At 60.3% G+C, this 20,166-nt stretch carries 18 protein-coding genes and 1 tRNA gene; 15 read left to right on the top strand and 4 right to left on the bottom strand.

The annotated features are described in order from the left end of the window. Positions 1 to 5: 5 nt before the first annotated feature. Genes pgaB through pgaD form a run of 3 tightly spaced genes read left to right on the top strand, consistent with a single transcriptional unit; the run spans position 6 to position 3,887 of the window. Positions 6 to 2,003 (top strand): poly-beta-1,6-N-acetyl-D-glucosamine N-deacetylase PgaB, encoded by a 1,998-nt coding sequence (pgaB, locus tag AB4N47_RS22195; RefSeq protein ID WP_341638324.1) that lies wholly within the window; start codon positions 6 to 8, stop codon positions 2,001 to 2,003. Position 2,004: 1 nt separating this feature from the next. Continuing rightward, complete coding sequence (gene pgaC / locus AB4N47_RS22190; protein ID WP_341638325.1) at positions 2,005 to 3,360, top strand: poly-beta-1,6-N-acetyl-D-glucosamine synthase; 1,356 nt, start codon at positions 2,005 to 2,007, stop codon at positions 3,358 to 3,360. Beyond that, positions 3,357 to 3,887 carry a poly-beta-1,6-N-acetyl-D-glucosamine biosynthesis protein PgaD gene (gene pgaD, locus AB4N47_RS22185; RefSeq protein WP_110644744.1) on the top strand — a complete coding sequence of 177 codons (531 nt, stop codon included), beginning with the start codon at positions 3,357 to 3,359 and terminating at the stop codon, positions 3,885 to 3,887. Before pgaC ends, pgaD begins: the two co-directional genes overlap by 4 nt. 109 nt (positions 3,888 to 3,996) lie before the next feature. On the opposite strand, the gene AB4N47_RS22180 is transcribed toward pgaD, so the two are convergent. Next, the gene (locus AB4N47_RS22180; RefSeq protein ID WP_341638326.1) at positions 3,997 to 5,520 is read right to left on the bottom strand and encodes an FAD-dependent oxidoreductase; all 1,524 of its coding nucleotides are present in this window, start codon (positions 5,518 to 5,520) and stop codon (positions 3,997 to 3,999) included. Between the two features lie 139 nt (positions 5,521 to 5,659). On the opposite strand from AB4N47_RS22180, the gene AB4N47_RS22175 reads away from it, so the two are divergent. The 4 genes from AB4N47_RS22175 to AB4N47_RS22160 all read left to right on the top strand — a co-directional run bounded on the left by AB4N47_RS22175 (position 5,660) and on the right by AB4N47_RS22160 (position 7,300). Continuing rightward, positions 5,660 to 6,220: a YbhB/YbcL family Raf kinase inhibitor-like protein gene (locus AB4N47_RS22175; protein ID WP_341638327.1), complete on the top strand. Its 561-nt coding sequence runs from the start codon at positions 5,660 to 5,662 to the stop codon at positions 6,218 to 6,220. Positions 6,221 to 6,266: 46 nt separating this feature from the next. Beyond that, positions 6,267 to 6,536, top strand: a complete 270-nt coding sequence (locus AB4N47_RS22170) for a hypothetical protein (protein WP_341638328.1) — start codon at positions 6,267 to 6,269, stop codon at positions 6,534 to 6,536. Positions 6,537 to 6,689: 153 nt separating this feature from the next. Continuing rightward, positions 6,690 to 6,989, top strand: coding sequence for a type II toxin-antitoxin system Phd/YefM family antitoxin (locus AB4N47_RS22165; RefSeq protein ID WP_341638329.1), 300 nt, complete (start codon positions 6,690 to 6,692; stop codon positions 6,987 to 6,989). After that, the gene (locus AB4N47_RS22160; protein WP_460154343.1) at positions 6,986 to 7,300 is read left to right on the top strand and encodes a type II toxin-antitoxin system RelE/ParE family toxin; all 315 of its coding nucleotides are present in this window, start codon (positions 6,986 to 6,988) and stop codon (positions 7,298 to 7,300) included. Before AB4N47_RS22165 ends, AB4N47_RS22160 begins: the two co-directional genes overlap by 4 nt. A gap of 68 nt (positions 7,301 to 7,368) precedes the next feature. Here AB4N47_RS22160 and AB4N47_RS22155 read toward each other — a convergent pair. After that, a tRNA-Arg gene (locus tag AB4N47_RS22155) sits at positions 7,369 to 7,445 on the bottom strand. 432 nt (positions 7,446 to 7,877) lie between these two features. Here AB4N47_RS22155 and gabD point away from each other — a divergent pair. The 3 genes from gabD (at position 7,878) to AB4N47_RS22140 (ending at position 12,129) form a co-directional block, all read left to right on the top strand. After that, complete coding sequence (gene gabD / locus AB4N47_RS22150; protein ID WP_024011131.1) at positions 7,878 to 9,320, top strand: NADP-dependent succinate-semialdehyde dehydrogenase; 1,443 nt, start codon at positions 7,878 to 7,880, stop codon at positions 9,318 to 9,320. Between the two features lie 185 nt (positions 9,321 to 9,505). Then, positions 9,506 to 10,783 carry a 4-aminobutyrate--2-oxoglutarate transaminase gene (gene gabT / locus AB4N47_RS22145; RefSeq protein ID WP_341638330.1) on the top strand — a complete coding sequence of 426 codons (1,278 nt, stop codon included), beginning with the start codon at positions 9,506 to 9,508 and terminating at the stop codon, positions 10,781 to 10,783. 134 nt (positions 10,784 to 10,917) lie between these two features. Further along, a complete protein-coding gene (locus AB4N47_RS22140; RefSeq protein ID WP_016772250.1) occupies positions 10,918 to 12,129 on the top strand; it encodes a response regulator in 1,212 nt (403 codons plus the stop codon). Between the two features lie 136 nt (positions 12,130 to 12,265). On the opposite strand, the gene AB4N47_RS22135 is transcribed toward AB4N47_RS22140, so the two are convergent. Both AB4N47_RS22135 and desA read right to left on the bottom strand, forming a co-directional pair. Next, positions 12,266 to 13,255: a GGDEF domain-containing protein gene (locus AB4N47_RS22135; RefSeq protein ID WP_341638331.1), complete on the bottom strand. Its 990-nt coding sequence runs from the start codon at positions 13,253 to 13,255 to the stop codon at positions 12,266 to 12,268. Positions 13,256 to 13,450: 195 nt separating this feature from the next. Further along, positions 13,451 to 14,635, bottom strand: coding sequence for a delta-9 fatty acid desaturase DesA (gene desA, locus AB4N47_RS22130; protein ID WP_122508377.1), 1,185 nt, complete (start codon positions 14,633 to 14,635; stop codon positions 13,451 to 13,453). Between the two features lie 147 nt (positions 14,636 to 14,782). Between desA and dibA the strand changes: the two genes are divergently transcribed. The 5 genes from dibA (at position 14,783) to cysW (ending at position 20,165) form a co-directional block, all read left to right on the top strand. After that, on the top strand, positions 14,783 to 16,702 hold the full coding sequence (gene dibA / locus AB4N47_RS22125) for a phosphodiesterase DibA (protein WP_341638332.1): 1,920 nt from the start codon (positions 14,783 to 14,785) through the stop codon (positions 16,700 to 16,702). Between the two features lie 297 nt (positions 16,703 to 16,999). Then, complete coding sequence (oscA, locus tag AB4N47_RS22120; protein ID WP_007917682.1) at positions 17,000 to 17,182, top strand: sulfur starvation response protein OscA; 183 nt, start codon at positions 17,000 to 17,002, stop codon at positions 17,180 to 17,182. Positions 17,183 to 17,321: 139 nt separating this feature from the next. Continuing rightward, positions 17,322 to 18,335, top strand: a complete 1,014-nt coding sequence (locus AB4N47_RS22115) for a sulfate ABC transporter substrate-binding protein (RefSeq protein WP_341638333.1) — start codon at positions 17,322 to 17,324, stop codon at positions 18,333 to 18,335. Between the two features lie 126 nt (positions 18,336 to 18,461). Then, complete coding sequence (gene cysT / locus AB4N47_RS22110) at positions 18,462 to 19,280, top strand: sulfate ABC transporter permease subunit CysT (RefSeq protein WP_341638334.1); 819 nt, start codon at positions 18,462 to 18,464, stop codon at positions 19,278 to 19,280. A gap of 12 nt (positions 19,281 to 19,292) precedes the next feature. Next, positions 19,293 to 20,165, top strand: coding sequence for a sulfate ABC transporter permease subunit CysW (gene cysW / locus AB4N47_RS22105; RefSeq protein ID WP_007917679.1), 873 nt, complete (start codon positions 19,293 to 19,295; stop codon positions 20,163 to 20,165). Position 20,166: the final 1 nt, after the last annotated feature.

Raw genomic sequence — 20,166 nt, 5'->3', positions numbered from 1 at the left:
TGAAGATGCCTTTTATCTCGCGTTTCATCCTTCTGCTGGGAGCGCTGCTGATCAGCGCCTGCGCCCAGCAAGCCCCGGCCTTCGCGCCGCCCTCCGAGCGCCCGGTCGCGGCCAGTGAACAACCGTGGCCAAAAAACCATGTGCTCGGCATTGCCTACCACGATGTCGAAGACCGTGATCCCGATCAGGCCGTGGTGGCGGTGCGCACCGAGCGCATGATCGAGCAGCTCGCCTGGCTGCGCGAGAACGGCTACAAACCAGTGACCGTCGACCAGATCATGGCTGCGCGCAAGGGTGGCCCGGAGCTGCCGGCGAGAGCGGTGCTGCTCAGTTTCGATGACGGTTATGCCAGCTTCTATACCCGCGTGCTGCCGGTGCTGCGCGCCTACAACTGGCCAGCCTTGCTGGCGCCGGTGGGCACCTGGATCGACACGCCGCTCAATCAACCGGTGGATTTCGCCGGCACGCCGCGTAACCGTGACAACTTCCTGACCTGGCAGCAGATCCGCGAAATTTCCAAGTCCGGTCTGGTAGAGATCGCCGCTCACACCGATGCCAACCACAAAGGCATTCTTGGCAACCCGCAGGGCAACCTGCAACCGGCCGCCGCGACCCGGCGTTATGACCCGGTGACCAAGCGCTATGAATCCGAAGCCGATTTCCAGGCACGCATTCGTACCGACGTGAAGAACATATCCGAGAAGATCCGCCAGGCCACCGGTTACAAACCACGGGTCTGGGTCTGGCCGTACGGCACCGCCGACGGTACCTCGCTGACCGTGGTCGGCGAGGAGGGCTATGAAATGGCCCTGACGCTGGACGACGGCCTCGACACCCTCGATAACCTGATGAGCGGGCCGCGCTTTCTCGTCGCGTCCGATCCTGACGGCGAGCATTTCGCCAACAGCATCGTTTCGGTGCAGGCCGAAGGGCCGATGCGCGTGGTGCATGTCGATCTCGACAACGTCTACGACCCGGACCCAGCGCAGCAGGACATCAACCTTGGCAAACTGGTGCAGCGCATGGCTGACCTGGGCGCCAGCACGGTGTTCCTGCAAGCCTTCGCCGACCCCAAGGGCGATGGTCTGGTGCATTCGCTGTACTTCCCCAACCGTCACTTGCCGATGCGCGCCGACCTGTTCGACCGCGTCGCCTGGCAACTGCGCACCCGTGCCCATGTGAAAGTCTTTGCATGGATGCCGGTGCTGAGTTTCGAACTGGATTCGAAACTGCCGCGTGTAACCCGCTGGGACCCGGAAACCGCCATCACCTCGGTCGATCCGAAGCAGTACAAACGCCTGTCACCGTTCAATCCCGAAGTGCGCAAGATCATCGGTGAAATCTATGAAGACGTGGCGCGGCTGACCTCGGTCGACGGCATTCTCTACCACGACGATGCGATGCTTTCGGATTTCGAAGACGCCAGCCCGGATGCCTTGAAGGCGTACGCCGCTCAAGGTCTGCCGGGTTCGATTGCCGCGCTGCGCGACGATCCGGCGGCGATGCAACGCTGGACGCGTTTCAAGAGCCGCTACCTGATCGACTTCACCAACGAACTGACCGCGAAGGTCCGTGCGATTCGCGGCCCGCAAGTGCTGACCGCACGCAACATCTTCGCCGAGCCGATGCTCAATCCTGAAAGCGAAGTGTGGTTCGCGCAGAACCTCGATGACTTCCTCGCCACCTACGACTGGACGGCGCCGATGGCCATGCCATTGATGGAAAAACAGACACTGGCCGAATCCGGCCCATGGCTGGAAGAACTGGTTGCCACGGTGAAGAAACGCCCCGGCGCACTCAACCGCACCGTGTTCGAATTGCAGGCGCGTGACTGGAACCAGAAGGATCAGGCCGATATCGATGCCGTGCATCTGGCGGACTGGATGGGCCGGCTCAAGCGCCAGGGCGCGACCAGTTTCGGTTACTACCCGGACAACTTCCTCGACAACCTGCCAGACCTGAAAACCGTAAGGCCTGCACTCTCCAACAAATGGAATCCATAACATGCTGGATAGACTGTTAGCCCTGCTTGTTCTGGCGATTGTCCTTGGCGTTCCGCTGGGGCTGATCTTCCTGGTGACGGGCCAGTTCCTGATGTCGTTCGTGTTCTTCTACCCGCTGTTCATGTCCGGGTTGTGGATCGCCGGCGGCCTGTATTTCTGGCTGCACTGGGAACGCCACTGGCCATGGCAGGACGACACGCTGCCGCCGCCGCTGGAAGGCGAGCCGCTGATTTCGATCCTGATCCCTTGCTACAACGAAGGCGATAACGCGGCCGATACCATTTACGCAGCGCTGGCCCAGCACTACCCGAACATCGAAGTCATCGCGATCAACGACGGCTCCAAGGACAACACTGCCGCTGTGCTCGATGCGCTGGCCAAGGAAGATCCGCGACTGCGGGTCCTGCATCTGGCGGAAAACCAGGGCAAGGCTGTGGCCCTGCGCATGGGCGCGATCGCTGCACGCAGTGAGTATCTGGTGTGCATTGATGGCGACGCCTTGCTGGCGCCCAATACGGCGGCGTATCTGGTCGCGCCGATGCTGGATAACGCACGCCTTGGCGCGGTCACCGGCAATCCGCGCATCCGCACTCGTTCGACCTTGATCGGGCGGGTGCAGGTCGGCGAGTTCTCCTCGATCATCGGCCTGATCAAACGTACGCAACGGGTGTTCGGGCGCATCTTCACCGTCTCCGGCGTGATCGTCGCGTTCCGTCGTACTGCGCTGAACCGGGTCGGCTACTGGAGCCCGGACATGATCACCGAAGACATCGACATCAGCTGGAAGCTGCAACTGGATCACTGGAGCATCTTCTACGAACCGCGTGCGCTGTGCTGGATCCTCATGCCGGAAACCCTCGGCGGCCTGTGGAAGCAGCGTCTGCGCTGGGCTCAGGGCGGCGCCGAAGTGCTGTTCAAGAACATTCGCGGCATCTGGCAGTACCGCCATCGCTACCTGTGGCCGCTGCTGTTCGAATACTGCCTGTCCACTGGTTGGGCGTTCACTTTCCTGCTGTCGGTGATTTTCTGGGGCATGGGCAAGTTCATGGTCATGCCCGACGCGATCGCCGTCGATCACCTGATGCCGCCGGCCTTCACCGGTCTGTTGCTGGCGTTCGTCTGCCTGGTGCAGTTCGCCGTCAGCATCGTCATTGATCGGCGCTATGAACCGGGTCTGGGCAAGACCATGTTCTGGGTGGTCTGGTATCCGCTGGTGTTCTGGCTCGTCAGTCTGCTGACCACCTTGGTCAGCTTCCCCAAGGTGTTGTTCAGCCAACACAAAAAACGCGCGCGCTGGGTCAGTCCTGATCGGGGTATCAAACCGCTGGGCGACGACCAGGAGGAAGTCATCAAATGAAAATTATCCGGACTCGCCAACGGCCCTTTCTGGTGGTGATCGACGTGATCCTCACCGTCATGGCCTGGGTTGGCCTGCTGTTCCTGCTGGTACGCGGGTTATGGCCGTTGATCGAAACCACCGGCGGCCCGCGCATCGATCATTCGGCGTTCGATGCGCTGGGCACTTTGCAGGTTTATATGTGGGTGGCGCTGGTCAACGCGGTGATCCTGATCGGCTGGGCGCGTTACCAGCAACGCAAAAGCCGCAGCTTCGCCCAGCGCCGTTTGCCGTCACCGGTGATTGGTGATGAAGGTCTGAGCAAGAGTTTCAAGCTGTGCGATGAGCGTTTCCAGAAACTACGCACGCCGGGGGTGATGACCATTCACAACGATCAGGACGGCGACATCAGCCATGTGGAAACGCATTTGTGGCCGCTTCAGCAGCAAGCACTACCGGCGCCGCTGGCACCCCTGGAGCATCCACGGGTGATCTTTCTGCATGCCGAAGAAGATGACAGTCGCGAGCCGGTGAAGCGCCTGACGTGACCTCCACTGTAGGAGCTGCCGAAGGCTGCGATCTTTTGATTTGCTTATGTAAAAACAAGATCAAGAGATCGCAGCCTCGTTGCACTCGTCAGCTCCTACAGGACCGGTGTCAGGCCTGGATCAGCGTCCAGGCCTCTTTCATCCGCAGAGGTTGCTTCATTCGCTCGGCCAGCAGCGCCATTGCGCGTTGCTTGTCGCAGGCCACCGCCGCAACGACGATGCCGTCTTTTGCAAACAGGCCAATGAACGGCGGCTGTTCCGGCTCACCGCTGAACTCGACCTCGTCCCATTCCTGCGCGTGACCGAGATAGTCGTAGTTCTTGCCAAAGTGGTAGGTCCAGAAAAACGGCACATCCAGATAATGTTCCTCGCCACCGAGCATGTTGGCGGCAGCGATGCGCGCGTGTTGCTGGGCCAGGCGCCAATGCTCGATGCGAGTTGGCTGGCCATTCAACGGAAACGTGGCGATATCACCGATGGCCCACAGGCCATGGGCGACGCGCATGCCGTCATCGACACGCAACGATTGGTCTTCTTCCTTGGGCAATGAGTCGAAAGGCTCGGTGGCGGGGTGAACGCCGACGCCAGCGAGAACCAGATCCGCCGCCAGGCGCAGACCGTTGTCGAGCAGCACGCCCTCGACCTTGTCCTCACCAAGGATCTGCGTAGCCTCGTGTTCGCTGATGAACTTCACCCCGTGCTCTTCGTGCAGGGCGCGAATCGCCTTGCCCACGGCCTCGCCGAATTGCTTGGCAAACGGGACTGCGTGGCGTGCCAGCACGGTAACGTCGAGGCCGTATTCGCGCAGGGCTGACGCGCATTCGAGGGCGATGAAACTGTCGCCGATGATCACCGCGCGCTGGCCCGGTTGAGCGGCGTTGATGATCTGTTCAGCTTGGGCTTTCGAACGCAGGACGAAGACGTTGGCCAACTCGGCACCAGGCAGCTTCAACGGATTGGGCGCGCCACCGGTGGCGAGTACAGCGGCGTCGTAGCGCAGGATGCCGCCGTTGTTCAGATGGAGTGCTTTGCCTGGGGCGTTGAGTGAAGTCACTTCGCCTTGCACACGTTCAATGCGTTGCGCTTGATAGAACGCCTCATCGCGCAGCGGCGGGACATCTTTGGGCGACATTTCCCCCGCGAGGACAAATTTGCTCAACACCGTGCGGTCGTAGCCCACATCCGGTTCGCCATCGACCAGCACGATGCGCCCGCCGAAACCCTTCTCCCGCAACGCCGCCGCGCAAGCCGTGCCCGCCGCCCCGGCGCCGACCACCACGAACGTTCTTGGGTCGTCAGCGGGCGGGGTGTGCGGATCGGGCAGGGGCTGGTCATCGACCCAGACTTCATCGCCGCGCAACTCCAGCGGATAGCGTTTGAGACTGTCCAGTGATGGCGGCTCGCACAGGCCGCCGTCCTCGGCACGGTACGCGGCTTTGTGCCAGGGGCAGATCAACCTGCCGTGACACAACGCCCCCTCGGCCAACGGCGCCCCGGCGTGTGGACACAGGCCCTGAAACGCCCGCAACTCGCCGTTGGCGCGCAGCAGGACGATCTTGCAGTCGCCGATTTCGACTTGCAGGCCACGGTCTTGCGGGACATCGGCGAAGCGGGCGACACGGTGCAGGGACATTTTCGGCTTCCTCGCAGGCATTTCTCTTGTGAGTTGGCGGCGCCGCGCGAGGTTCAGCCATTTGCTACTGCCAAGGCACGAACGGTACAGCTATAGTTTGCGGGCCGACGACGGCCTCACTGCACAAGGTGCTCCCGGAATGACCCGATTGACCTCTCTCAACCCATGGCTGGCGGCCATCGCCGTGACCCTTTGCGTGCAGTTCCCGGCACAGGCCCAGGAGCGCTTCACCCTGAGCATCCCCGGCGTGTCGGATAACCGTCTGTTCACCTCGGCAGCGGCAAGTGACGCACCCGGTTGCGGCGGCAAGAACCAGTCGCCAGCGCTGAGCTGGAATGCCGGCCCGGCCGGTACCCAGAGCTACGCCATCGTCATGCACGACCCGGATGGCCAGAAAGGCCTGGGCGTGGATCACTGGATTCACTACGGCATCAAACCCACCACCCACCAGATCGCGGCCGGCGTCGGTGCCAAATCCGCCCTCGAAGGCGTCGGCGGCACCAACAGCAAAGGCAACACCCATTACATGGGCCCATGCCCGCCAGTGGGCGATAGCGCGCACCACTACATCATCCAGATCTACGCCCTCGACATCGCCCCGGACGCCCTGCCGGCTGGCCTGACCCGCGCCGAGCTGATGGAAAAAATCAAAGGCCATGTGCTGCGCAACAGCAGCGCGGTGCGGCGTTATCACCGCTGAGGTTCGGCCGCTTACGGGCGGCTGGCTGCTCTGATTCCCCAGCCATTTGGCATTGCCCCGCGAAAACGCGCACTATCGAGCCATTGCCAATGCGCTGGAGGACACCGTGGCAGCAAAAATCGACCGCATCGCCCAGCTACTCAACTGCCCGGAAAAGGGCGAACAAATGCGGCGTGCAGTAACCGAGACACGTAAGGAATTTCTGCTGAATCAGCCGGAAGAAGACATCGTTGAAGAAGATGAGCTGTTTGACGAGGCTGAGGAGGAGGGGGATGACGACGATGAATATGATGAGTTTGACTGGACCACGGAGTGATCTGCTTGAAATCCTGCCATCTCTATGCGATGGATGCGTTAACCCTTGACCGCGCATAGCTGACGCCTGCACGCCGTGGACTATTTGCTCATTGACCCAAGACTTCTTAAAAGAGCACTATAAGGTACTTTTTTACGTACCTTTGGAGTCGTCATGGAGCAGCTGCTTGCTAATCGCTCGGTGAGTATTACCGAATTAAAACGCAGCCCCAGTACGGTGATTGACCAGGCTGGGGCAGAACCCATCGCCGTTCTCAACCATAATCGTCCGGCTGCCTATTTATTAGCCCATGCGACATATCAAGAATTATTAGATCGTCTTCGGGCGGCTGAATTGCGTGAAGCGATTGCTGCAAGTCGCAATGATCCTCGTCCAGTTGTCGCAGCCGATACAGTATTTGCAGAGCTTGATGCGCTTATAGATGACATCGAAGCTGAGCAAAATCACGGATGATGCGATTATTATTTTCAGCAATTTCCCGAGATGATCTGTTGCAGATTGCCCGCTATATCGCTCGTGACAATCCTGGACGTGCTCGTTCTTTCGTCGCTGAATTACGTATGCGATGTGCTCAATTGACCAGTTTGCCAAATCAAGGAATTGCCCGGGAGGATTGCGCAAAAGGTCTGAAAATGATCACTCACGGCAGATACCTCATTTTCTACTCAATATTGAAAAGTGATGTGCTGATAGAGCGGGTACTACATGGCGCGCGGGATATAACGCGGCTATTTGATACCCCCGCCACGGATCAGCCTCAATAAGTCTCATATATCGTTACCCACAAAAAAGCCCCGGACCATCACAGTCCGGGGCTTTCTCGTTTGATTCATGGTGCACCAGGCGGGATTCGAACCCACGACCCCTGCCTTCGGAGGGCAGTACTCTATCCAGCTGAGCTACTGGTGCAGCGGGCGACATCATACCTAGGTCGGCTCGGGGCGTCCATGCCGGGTTTGGCGGGTTTTGTCAGTGTGCGTGTCGGTGCAAATCGCTGCATTCCTTAAAGCGGTAACGTCCTGCAAAACCCTCGCTTGGCGCTTTGCCGGGGGTGATCTAAGGTTTTTCCTGCGGCAAGGGTATTGGGTGCGTTGATCTGAAAAACGGCATTTTTGTTCTTTTTTTCGAACGACCTATTGTCCTTTACCCCCTTTGAACCTACGATCCGTTTGAGATTTCAAACGCTCTTTGACGGGATGTTGCAGCGCAGGTGCGCCCGGTCGTGCACTGTAGACGCGCCACAATCCGCTCACTGATTTCCCTGACGGCAGCCTTGCGAGGCGCCTTTCTACAATCATAATTTGCTCCGCGCAGGCCGCGGTGCTGTTAAGGAAAGCCGACATGCAGCTTAAAGACACCCAGTTGTTTCGCCAGCAAGCCTTCATCGATGGCGCTTGGGTCGATGCCGACAACGGTCAGACGATCAAGGTCAACAACCCGGCCACCGGCGAAATCCTCGGCACCGTGCCGAAGATGGGCGCCGCTGAAACCCGCCGTGCCATTGAAGCTGCTGACAAAGCGCTGCCGGCCTGGCGTGCACTGACCGCTAAAGAGCGTGCCGGCAAGCTGCGTCGCTGGTTCGAACTGATGATCGAGAACCAGGACGACCTCGCGCGCCTGATGACACTCGAGCAAGGCAAGCCGCTGGCCGAAGCCAAGGGCGAAATCGTTTACGCCGCATCTTTCATCGAGTGGTTCGCCGAAGAAGCCAAGCGCATCTACGGTGATGTGATTCCGGGCCATCAGCCGGACAAGCGCCTGATCGTCATCAAGCAGCCGATCGGCGTCACCGCTGCGATCACTCCGTGGAACTTCCCGGCAGCAATGATCACTCGCAAGGCCGGCCCAGCACTGGCCGCCGGTTGCACCATGGTGCTCAAGCCGGCTTCGCAAACTCCATTTTCCGCTTTCGCCCTGGCCGAGCTGGCCCAGCGTGCGGGCATTCCTGCGGGCGTGTTCAGCGTGGTGTCCGGCAGCGCCGGCGACATCGGCAGCGAGCTGACCAGCAACCCGATCGTGCGCAAACTGTCCTTCACCGGCTCGACCGAAATCGGTCGCCAGTTGATGGCCGAATGCGCCAAGGACATCAAGAAAGTCTCGCTGGAACTGGGCGGCAACGCGCCGTTCATCGTGTTCGACGACGCCGATCTGGATAAGGCCGTCGAAGGCGCGATCATTTCCAAGTACCGCAACAACGGCCAGACCTGCGTCTGCGCCAACCGTCTGTACATTCAGGACGCGGTCTACGATGCGTTCGCCGAGAAGCTGAAAGTGGCTGTGGCCAAACTGAAGATCGGCAACGGTCTGGAAGACGGCACCACCACCGGCCCGCTGATCGACGAAAAAGCGGTGGCCAAGGTTCAGGAACACATCGCTGACGCCGTAAGCAAAGGCGCCACCGTACTGGCGGGCGGCAAGGCGATGGAAGGCAATTTCTTCGAGCCGACCATCCTGACCAACGTGCCGAAAAACGCGGCCGTGGCCAAGGAAGAAACCTTCGGTCCGCTGGCGCCGCTGTTCCGCTTCAAAGACGAAGCCGAAGTGATCGCCATGTCCAACGACACCGAATTCGGTCTGGCTTCTTACTTCTACGCGCGTGACCTCGGCCGTGTGTTCCGTGTCGCCGAAGCGCTGGAATACGGCATGGTCGGCGTCAACACCGGGCTGATCTCCAACGAAGTCGCGCCGTTTGGCGGCATCAAGGCTTCGGGCCTGGGCCGTGAAGGCTCCAAGTACGGCATCGAAGATTACCTGGAAATCAAATACCTCTGCCTGGGCATCTAAGCCGGGAAAGGGATTGCTGCAAACGCAAAGGGCACGAGAGCGCTGTCCCTTTGCGTCGTTTCAAACAGGAATTTTCTCTGCGGCCGGGAACGCCGTGGCAGTCGATCATCGCATGCTGCCACCGCCGATTCCTCCCGCTTCATCCTTGAACCACGCCGCCCGATGAGCGGCGAATGAGGACTGTAATGAGCAAGACTAACGCTGAACTGATGGCCCGTCGTACCGCAGCTGTTCCACGTGGTGTTGGCCAGATTCACCCGATCTTCGCCGAGTCCGCGAAGAACGCCACCGTGACCGACGTTGAAGGTCGCGAGTTCATCGACTTCGCCGGCGGCATCGCCGTACTGAACACCGGCCACGTGCACCCGAAAATCATCGCCGCCGTGACTGAACAGCTGAACAAGCTGACCCACACCTGCTTCCAGGTGCTGGCTTACGAACCGTACGTTGAGCTGTGCGAAAAAATCAACGCCAAGGTTCCGGGTGACTTCGCCAAGAAAACCCTGCTGGTTACCACCGGTTCCGAAGCCGTTGAAAACGCCGTGAAGATCGCCCGTGCCGCTACTGGCCGTGCCGGCGTGATCGCGTTCACCGGCGCTTACCACGGTCGTACCATGATGACTTTGGGTCTGACCGGTAAAGTCGTGCCGTACTCGGCCGGCATGGGCCTGATGCCAGGCGGCATCTTCCGCGCGCTGTACCCGAACGAACTGCACGGCGTGAGCACCGACGATTCGATCGCTTCGATCGAGCGCATTTTCAAGAACGATGCCGAGCCAAAAGACATCGCTGCAATCATCATCGAGCCGGTGCAGGGCGAAGGTGGTTTCTACGTCGCGCCGAAGGAATTCATGAAGCGTCTGCGCGCTTTGTGCGACCAGCACGGCATCCTGCTGATCGCTGACGAAGTGCAGACCGGCGCTGGCCGTACCGGTACTTTCTTCGCCATGGAACAGATGGGCGTTGCCGCCGATCTGACCACTTTCGCCAAGTCCATCGCTGGCGGCTTCCCGCTGGCCGGCGTGTGCGGCAAGGCCGAATACATGGACGCCATTGCTCCGGGCGGCCTGGGCGGCACCTACGCCGGAAGCCCGATCGCTTGCGCCGCTGCGCTGGCAGTCATGGAAGTGTTTGAAGAAGAGCAACTGCTGGACCGCTGCAAGGCTGTCGGCGAGCGCCTGGTCACCGGTTTGAAGGCGATTCAGGCCAAGTACCCGGTCATCGGTGAAGTGCGTGCGCTGGGCGCAATGATCGCGGTCGAGCTGTTCGAAAACGGCGACAGCCACAAGCCGAACCCGACTGCCGTGGCTGCTGTGGTGGCCAAGGCGCGTGACAAGGGCCTGATCCTGCTGTCCTGCGGCACTTACGGTAACGTGCTGCGTGTGCTGGTTCCGCTGACGTCGCCGGACGAGCAACTGGACAAAGGCCTGGCGATCATCGAAGAGTGCTTCTCTGAACTCTGATCCATTGCTGTGACCCGCTCGACAAAAACCCGCTTCGGCGGGTTTTTTTCGCTCCTTGAAACACATCGGACGGGTTTGCGCTGTATCGAATCGCCAGCATTGGCTAAGGTTCAGGCATTGCAAGGAGAGCGCGCATGACTGCCGTTGATTTACCCGCCGTACCCCGGGTGTTGATTGCCGAGGCCGATCCCTGGTCCCGTGACCTGCTCAAACAAGTGCTGCTCAATGTGCGCTGCGATGCGCGCCTGGATTTGTGTGCCGATGGCCAGCAGGCAATGTCGTTGCTCAGCGAGGTGCCCTATGACTTGGCCATCGTCGATTGGGAGCTGCCTGGCATCGACGGATTGCATGTGCTGCGCAGCGTCCGCCAGCGCAAACGCAATCCGCCGCTGCCGTTCATTCTGATGAGCAGCCGCAACGACAGCGCCAGCGTGCGCGAAGCGATTCCGCTGGCGCCGACGGCGTACCTGACCAAACCGTTGAACATGGAAGGCCTGACCGAGCGCTTGCAGGGATTGCTGCTCAACGCTGGCGAAGCGGTGGTTTGCGAAGTGCCGGCACTGGCGCCGGGCATGACCCTGTCGGTGTTCCTTGAGCGGCGTCGCGAGCAGGCCGATGGCGCGCCGCTGATGACCGACGTGCAAGTGGCGGTCAAGCGCAGCCTCAATCCCGAGGGGCTGGACCTCAAACTGCTGGAAGAAGAGGTCCGCACCGATCCGCAGATTACCGCCGTGCTGATCGCAGCCGCCAACAGTGCTGCGCAACACTACGGCGCGCCGGTGCAAACCCTGGCCCAGGCGCTGCACCGACTCGGCACCGGGCAGAGCATGAACCTGATTCTCGGCCTGGCGCTCAAACGCAGCGCGCGGCTCAGCGATCCATGCCTGGCGGATTACGCCGAGCGCTATTGGGGGCTGTCACTGCACACGGCGGAATACGCCCGCACGCTGGCGCGCCTGCTCGATCTGGATCAGGAGCGCTGCTATTGCGCGGGCATGCTGCATCGGCTCGGCGATCTGGCGCTGCTGCGCTGCTTGCAGGAATGGCAGCAGGCCGGCGGCGAGCTGGACGAGTTGGAGGAGGTCGGTGAAGCGTTGGCGAAGTTTGGCGCTTCTTATGGCTCGGCATTGCGCACCCGCTGGCGTCTGCCGCTGGAGTTGCGCGAGTTAATTGCTTCGGCCTACCAGCTCGGTGGTGGCGTTTACAGTCGCGAGGCGCTGGTGATGCACATGGCCGCGCAGATGGCGCGGCTGACCGAGCATGAAGGTGTCGAGGAGCTGGCGAAGAGCCGGACGGCGCGGTTGCTCAAGATCGGGCTGCCGGAGTTGATGCGGATGCGCAAATGACAGATCACCACATTCCGATGCGGGAGCGAGCCTGTTCGCGAAGGCGCCAGCGCAGGCAACATTTTTGTTGAAGGTACAGGCCTCATGGCAGGCAAGCCCGCTCTCACAGGAATTGCGGCAGCCACAAAAATACGGGTCAGGCCGCAATGATCCGGTTCTTGCCCTGCCGTTTCGCCTCGTACATCGCGGCATCCGCGCGGGCGAACAGGCTGTCCAGGCTCTTGTCTTCGTCGGTGAGGTTGGTCAGGCCCTGGCTTACGGTGATGCTGAATGCTTGGCCGTCGTGGTTGAAGCGCAGTCGCTGGATCTCCTGTTGCAGGCGCTCCGCCACTTGCACCGCCATCTCCGGTGCACAGCCAGGAAACACCGCAGCGAACTCCTCACCACCAATCCGCCCGAACAGGTCGCCACGGCGCAATGAGCCGCGCCCGCATTCGGCGATCCGTTGCAGCACATTGTCGCCCTCGGGGTGGCCGTAGCTGTCGTTGATCATTTTGAAGTCGTCGATGTCCAGCAGCAGGAAGGCCAGCGGCGTGCCTTGGCGGCGGGCCTCAGCGAACTCGCGGTGGGCGCATTCGAAGAAGTGGCGGCGGTTGCTGCTTTGCGTCAGCACATCGGTGGTGGCCAAGCGTTGCAGCTCGGTTTCCATGTGTTTTTTGTCGGTGATGTCTTCGGCGATGCCGACGATGATCACCGGCTGCCCGGGCTCGTCCTGGCGATTGATAAAGCATTTGTCGCTGAGCCAGCGCACCTGGCCATCGGCCGCGATGATGCGGTACTCGCGATCTTCCACCGCACCTCGGTGCAGGACTTCGGCGAGGCTCTGCTCGGCGTACTCCAGATCGTCGGGATAAATGCTGTCGCGCCATTGGTTGTAGTCAGCCAGCACAAGCGCGGCGGAACGGCCGAAGATCCGTTCATAGGCCGGGCTGACGTACAAAACCTGTCGGGTTTCCCAGTTGAAAGCCCAGAGCACGGCGTTGACGCTGACCAGCAGCGAACTGATCAGTTGTTCGCGCTCGCTCAGGCGCGCAACTTCGCCTTGCGCGTGCATCAGCGCCATCAGCGTTTGCGCGGCCTCAGGCCATTGGGTGAAGGATGTGTCTTTCTGGTTGTTGTTGACCATCGGCACAAATCTCAAAGGGCGCGCCGCAATGTCGACAACGGCCACAGGACAACCCGCCGGAATGGCGAAGTGTCTTTGAGATAGGGGATTTTCGGCGAAGTTCCCGGCCATTACCGAGTCCCGCCGGGCGGCGAGGTGCAGGAACCGAAGAGCGCAACGAGGCTGCGATCTTCGAGATCGCAGCCTCGTTGCAGGTCAGGCAGTCGCAGGACGCAGCGAGTAGGTTTTCAGCTGATCAGCAAAGTCACGCAACGACTGGATGCCACTGGCCTCGGCCTCGTGAATCCATTCCTTGATGGCGGCGAGCATGTCGTGGCCATTGGAGCTGGTCTTGACCCAGATCTGCTGCAAAGCCAGGCGTTTTTCGTAAATGACTTTCAACGCCTGGCTGTGTTCGAGCATGGTCTGGATGCGCAGGTGATGACGGTCTTCCAGCAGGCTGGTTTCCCGCGACAGCAGGCGTTTGGCCCGGTGGAACTGGTGGCGCACCGAATGATCGACCTTGGCCAGCTCTTGCTTGACCAGCGGGCCGATCACCAATTTGCGGTACTGGGCCATGATCTGGAAGCGGTTGTTGAGGATCGCCATGGCGGTGTCCATGTCCAGGCTGCCCTTGCCTTCGACGCGGTGGGCAATCGGTGCGACCCGCTGCACCTTGGCCAGACGCAGGAAGCAGAAGACCTTGATCCACGCCCAGCCCAAGTCGAATTCCCACTTCTTGACCGACAGCTTGGCCGAGTTTGGGTAGGTGTGATGGTTGTTGTGCAGCTCTTCGCCGCCGATCAGGATGCCCCACGGCACCAGATTGGTCGCCGCGTCACGGCATTCGAAGTTGCGGTAGCCGACGGCATGGCCCAGACCGTTGATCACGCCAGCGGCCCACACCGGAATCCACATCATCTGGATCGCCCAGATGGTGATGCCGATGGTGCCGAACAGCAGCAGGTCGATCACGCCCATGATCGCCACGCCCAGCAGCGGATAGCGGCTGTAGACGTTGCGTTCGATCCAGTCTTCCGGGCAGTTCTTGCCGTAGATGCGCAGGGTTTCCGGGTTCTGCGCTTCGCTGCGATACAGCTCGGCGCCGGTGCGCAGCACGGTGGACAGGCCCTTGATGACCGGGCTGTGCGGGTCATCTTCGGTTTCGCATTTGGCGTGATGTTTGCGGTGGATGGCGGTCCACTCGCGGGTGTTCTGCGCCGTGGTCAGCCACAGCCAGAAACGGAAAAAGTGCTTGAGACCCGCATTCAGCTCGAGCGAGCGGTGGGCCGAGTAACGGTGCAGATAGACCGTGACGGCAACAATCGTCACATGGGTCATCAGCAGAGTGACCGCGACCAGTGACCAGGCCGACAAGCCAAGAAAACCTTCGTACCACATAGGCTATAGGGCCCTCGATAAAGATAAAAACAGCAGTTGCATTATCACTAAGCACACAGATAAAACCAGTCGCCCTTTCAGATAAGAAGTCGCTGAATGTTTCTTGACTTATAATTCCAACCTTTTTGTAGGGACATGGACGACCGAATGTCTGCGACTTACCGCGATGCCTTGCGTGCAGCGCTGCTCTACCTCGTACTCGCCGCCGTGTGGCTGCAGGTTTCCGATCATTTATTAAGCAGATTCTTCGATGACTCCAGTGCGCTGGCCCGCTGGCAACTGATCAACGGTTATTTGCTGGCAGCGCTCAGTGCCGGGCTGATTTTTCTCGCGCGGGCGCGGCTGTGTCGGTTTCTCGGCATCGGTGCCCGCCTGCGCGAGCGCCACAGCGACCGTGAGCGCCTGCGTCAGGCTGCCGCCGTGTTCGATTGCACCCGCGAAGGTGTGCTGGTTACCGATCACCGGGGCCTGATCGTCCACGTCAACCGCGCCTTTATCGAGATCACCGGTTATCGGCGCGACGAAGTCATCGGCCAGCAGCCCAGTCTGTTCAAGTCCGGTCATCATCCGCCGGGCTTCTATCAGGCGATGTTCGCCACCCTTGAGGCTGAAGGTGAATGGAGCGGCGAGATCTGGAACCGGCGCAAGACCGGCGAGATTTATCCACAGTGGCAGACCATTCGGGTGATTCACGATGATTTCGGCCGGCTCAGCCATTACGTGGCGGTGTTTTCCGATATCAGTGCGATCAAGGATTCCGAGTCCGAACTCAAACACCTGGCGCATCACGATCCGTTGACCGATCTGCCCAATCGCCTGCTGTTCAGCGACCGCGCCGAGCAGGCGTTGTCTTCCGCGCAGACACACAAGCGTGGCTGCGCGCTGCTGATGCTCGATCTGGATCATTTCAAGATGATCAACGACAGCCTTGGCCATAACGTCGGTGACCGATTGCTCAAAGCGGTGGCGACGCGGTTGCAGGCATTGTTCGGCCCCGGCATCACCCTCGCACGGCTCGGCGGTGACGAGTTCGCGGTACTCGCGGAAAGTTGTCCACAGCCGGCCCAGGCCGCCGCGCTGGCGCAACGGACTCTGGACGCGTTGAAGGAGCCGGTGCTGGTAGATGGCAATCAACTGTTCATCAACGCAAGCATCGGTATCAGCCTGTTCCCCAGCGACGCCTTGAGCGCCGAGCAGTTGTTACGCAATGCCGACAGCGCGCTGTTCAAGGCCAAAAGCAGCGGACGCAATGGCTACGCGCTGTACACCGAAGAACTGACCGCCCATGCCCAGCAACGGGTCGAAATCGCCTTCGAGCTGCGCCGTGCACTGGAGCAGGAGGAGTTGCGCGTCTACTACCAACCGGTGCATGACCTGCACAGCAGCCGTCTGATCGGCGTGGAGGCACTGGTGCGTTGGCAGCATCCACAGCGCGGTCTGGTGTCACCGGCAGAATTCATTCCGATTGCCGAGCGTACCGGGCTGATCGCCGAGATCGATGCCTGGGTGATGCAGCAGGCCTGCCGGCAGATGTGCCAATGGCAGCAGAGCGGTGTAATGCTGGCGTTCGTCGCGGTGAATGTCTCCTCGCGGCTGTTTGCCCGGCGTGAGCTTTATCAGCAGGTGGCGCAGGTGCTGCACGACACGGGGCTGGATCCGGCGTATTTGGAACTGGAAGTTACCGAAAGCGCGGTGATGGATGATCCGGAAGTGGCGCTGGAACAGATGCATCGCTTGCGCGAGCTGGGTGTGCGTCTGGCCATCGATGATTTCGGCACCGGCTATTCGTCGTTGCTGCGGCTCAAGCGCCTGCCGGTGCAGAAACTCAAGATTGATCAGGGCTTCGTCGCCGGGTTGCCGTGGGATGAGGATGACGTGGCGATTGTCCGGGTGATCATCGCGCTGGCGCGGAGCATGGGTATGCAGGTGCATGCCGAGGGGATCGAGCAGGCTGAGCAGGCGACATTCCTGTTGGCGCAGGAATGCGATCTGGGGCAGGGCTACTGGTTTGGGCGGCCGGTGTCTGCGGATCGGCTTGATTGGGCGAAAACGCCATTGATTGGCTGAAAAGACCTATCTGGCTATTACCGACCTTGTGGTGAGGGGATTTATCCCCGTTGGACTGCGTAGCAGTCCCATTTTTTTGGGGTCGCTTCGCGACCCAACGGGGATAAATCCCCTCGCCACAAGTCTCGTAACGATTTCAAATCAGTGCAAACCCTTGCTCTCTCTCATATTATTTTTTGGTTATATAAACATTCTTAAATAGTCTTTTTAAGAATATCCATGCCTCTCTTATATTGCTCCCACGCCGAACGCAGTGCCGCCCACTGCCAGGCAAATCCCCTTCAAAGGAGCAGCACCATGAGCGCATCCCTTCGCAGCGTTGACGGTCAGGACGAAAGCACCATCTTGCGGGAAATCCAGAGCGCCCTGCGCGATCTGCGGTTCGGCGCGGTGGAGATCACTGTGCACAACGCGCAAGTCGTACAGATCGAACGCAAAGAGAAATTCCGTTTGCAGCAACCCGGTAAACAACCGGGCTGAAATCAAAAGATCGCAGCCTGCGGCGGCTCCTACAGGGGGCTGTGTGCAGGAGCTGGCGAAGGCGGCGATCTTTCAACGGGACCCGATTCCAGCAATACATAAGAACAAGCCACCACCAGGAATTCCAGGAGCTTTCACCATGTCGTCGATTCGCCGTTATGCTTTGGCCGCGCTGGCCAGTACCGTGTTTGCCGGTTCCGCCGTTGCCAAGGATTACGAGCTGCTCAACGTGTCGTATGACCCGACGCGGGAGCTGTATCAGGAATACAACGCCGAATTCATCAAGTTCTGGCAGCAGGATCATGCCGGCGACACGGTGAAAATCCAGCAGTCACATGGCGGTTCGGGCAAGCAGGGCCGTGCAGTGATCGACGGTCTGCGCGCTGACGTGGTGACCCTGGCTCTGGCCGGTGACATCGATGAAATCGCCAAGCTCGGCAAGAGCCTGCCGGCCGACTGGCAGAAGCGTCTGCCGGAAGCGAGCACGCCGTACACCTCGACCATCGTGTTCCTGGTGCGCAAGGGCAACCCGAAAGGCATCAAGGACTGGGGCGATCTGGTCGAGAATGACGTCTCGGTGATCACGCCGAACCCGAAAACCTCGGGCGGTGCGCGCTGGAACTTCCTCGCCGCGTGGGCCTATGGCCTGAAAGCCAACGGTGGTGATGAAGCCAAGGCCAAAGAGTATGTACAAACCCTGTTCAAGCATGTGCCGATCCTCGACACTGGCGCGCGTGGTTCGACCATCACCTTCGTCAACAACGGTCAGGGCGACGTGTTGCTGGCCTGGGAAAACGAAGCGTTCCTGGCGCTGAAAGAAGACGGCGGCGCAGACAAGTTCGACATCGTCGTGCCGTCGCTGTCGATCCTCGCCGAACCGCCAGTGGCCGTGGTCGACAAGAACGCCGAGAAGAAGGGTAACGCGCAGATCGCCGAAGCTTATCTCAAGCACCTGTACAGCCCGGCCGGCCAGGAAATTGCCGCGAAAAACTTCTATCGTCCACGTGACAAGGACGTAGCGGCCAAGTACGCCCAGCAGTTCCCGAAACTGGAACTGGTGACCATCGACAAGGACTTCGGCGGTTGGAAATCCGCACAGCCGAAGTTCTTCAACGACGGTGGCGTGTTCGACCAGATTTATCAGGCGCAGTAATCTCGCCTTCAACCGGCCTGATGTCTGGGCACATGACATGTGGGACTGAGCTTTTGTGGTGAGGGGATAAATCCCCTCACCACAGGGCTCACTCCCACATTGATGCGTTTTCAACCAGGGACTTTTATGTCGCGTCGTATCTCCCCCGTCATACCCGGCTTCGGGCTGACGCTGGGTTACACCTTGGTGTACCTCAGCCTGATTGTGCTCATCCCGCTGGCGGCGATGTTCGTCCACGCCGCCCAGCTGACCTGGGATCAGTTCTGGACGATCATTTCCGCGCCGCGGGTGCTGGCGGCATTGAAGCTGAGCTTTGGCACCGCACTGTGTGCGGCGATCATCAATGGCATCATCGGCACGCTACTGGCGTGGGTGCTGGTGCGCTACACGTTCCCGGGGCGCAAGGTGATCGACGCGATGATCGATCTGCCGTTCGCCTTGCCCACCGCCGTGGCAGGTATCGCGCTGACGGCGCTGTATACGCCGACCGGTCTGGTCGGCCAGTTCGCCGCCGACCTTAGTTTCAAGATCGCCTACACGCCGCTTGGCATCACCCTCGCGCTGACCTTCGTCACGCTGCCGTTCGTGGTGCGCACGGTGCAACCGGTACTGGCCGATATTCCCCGTGAAGTCGAAGAAGCGGCGGCGTGCCTGGGTGCGAAGCCATGGCAGGTGTTTCGCCACATTCTGGTGCCGGCCTTGCTGCCCGCCTGGCTGACCGGTTTTGCGCTGGCGTTCGCGCGTGGCGTCGGCGAGTACGGTTCGGTGATTTTCATCGCCGGCAACATGCCGATGAAAACCGAGATCCTGCCGCTGCTGATCATGGTCAAACTCGACCAGTACGATTACACCGGCGCTACCGCCATTGGCGTACTGATGCTGGTGGTTTCCTTCATCCTGTTGCTGCTGATCAACTTGCTGCAGCGGCGCATCGAAACGCCATAAGGAGGCGCGAACATGTCCCAATCGTCCATTGCGGCCGCCTCTTCGGCCAACGCTGCGCGCCGTGGCAGTGCCACTTCGCGCAGAATCCTGATCGGTCTTGGCTGGCTGATTTTTTTCCTGTTTCTGCTGCTGCCGTTGTTCATCGTGGTGTCGCAGGGTTTGAAGAATGGCCTCGGTGCGTTCTTCACCGCGATCTTTGAGCCGGACGCGCTTTCGGCATTGAAACTCACCGTGTTCGCCGTGCTGATCTCGGTGCCGCTGAACCTGGTGTTCGGCGTCAGTGCGGCATGGTGCGTGAGCAAATACTCGTTCCGTGGCAAGAGCATGCTGGTCACGCTGATCGACTTGCCGTTCTCGGTGTCGCCGGTGATTGCCGGTCTGGTCTACGTGCTGATGTTCGGCGCTCAGGGCCTGTTCGGGCCGTGGTTGCAGGATCACGACATCCAGATCGTCTTCGCCCTGCCGGGCATTGTGCTGGCGACGATTTTCGTCACCGTGCCGTTCGTGGCCCGTGAGCTGATTCCGCTGATGCAGGAACAAGGCACCCAGGAAGAAGAGGCCGCGCGCCTGCTCGGGGCCAATGGCTGGCAGATGTTCTGGCACGTCACCGTGCCCAACATCAAGTGGGGCCTGATTTACGGCGTGGTGCTGTGTACGGCGCGGGCCATGGGTGAATTCGGTGCGGTGTCGGTGGTTTCCGGGCACATTCGCGGGGTGACCAACACCTTGCCGCTGCACGTCGAGATCCTCTACAACGAATACAACCACGTGGCCGCGTTTGCCGTGGCGAGCCTGTTGCTGATCCTGGCGCTCTTCATCCTGCTGCTCAAGCAGTGGAGCGAAAACCGTATCAACCGCCTGCGCGCCAGCGCCGCGGAGGAATAAT

The organism is Pseudomonas sp. S3_G06 (genome assembly GCF_054667565.1).
This window is presented reverse-complemented; position numbering and strand designations above follow the sequence as displayed.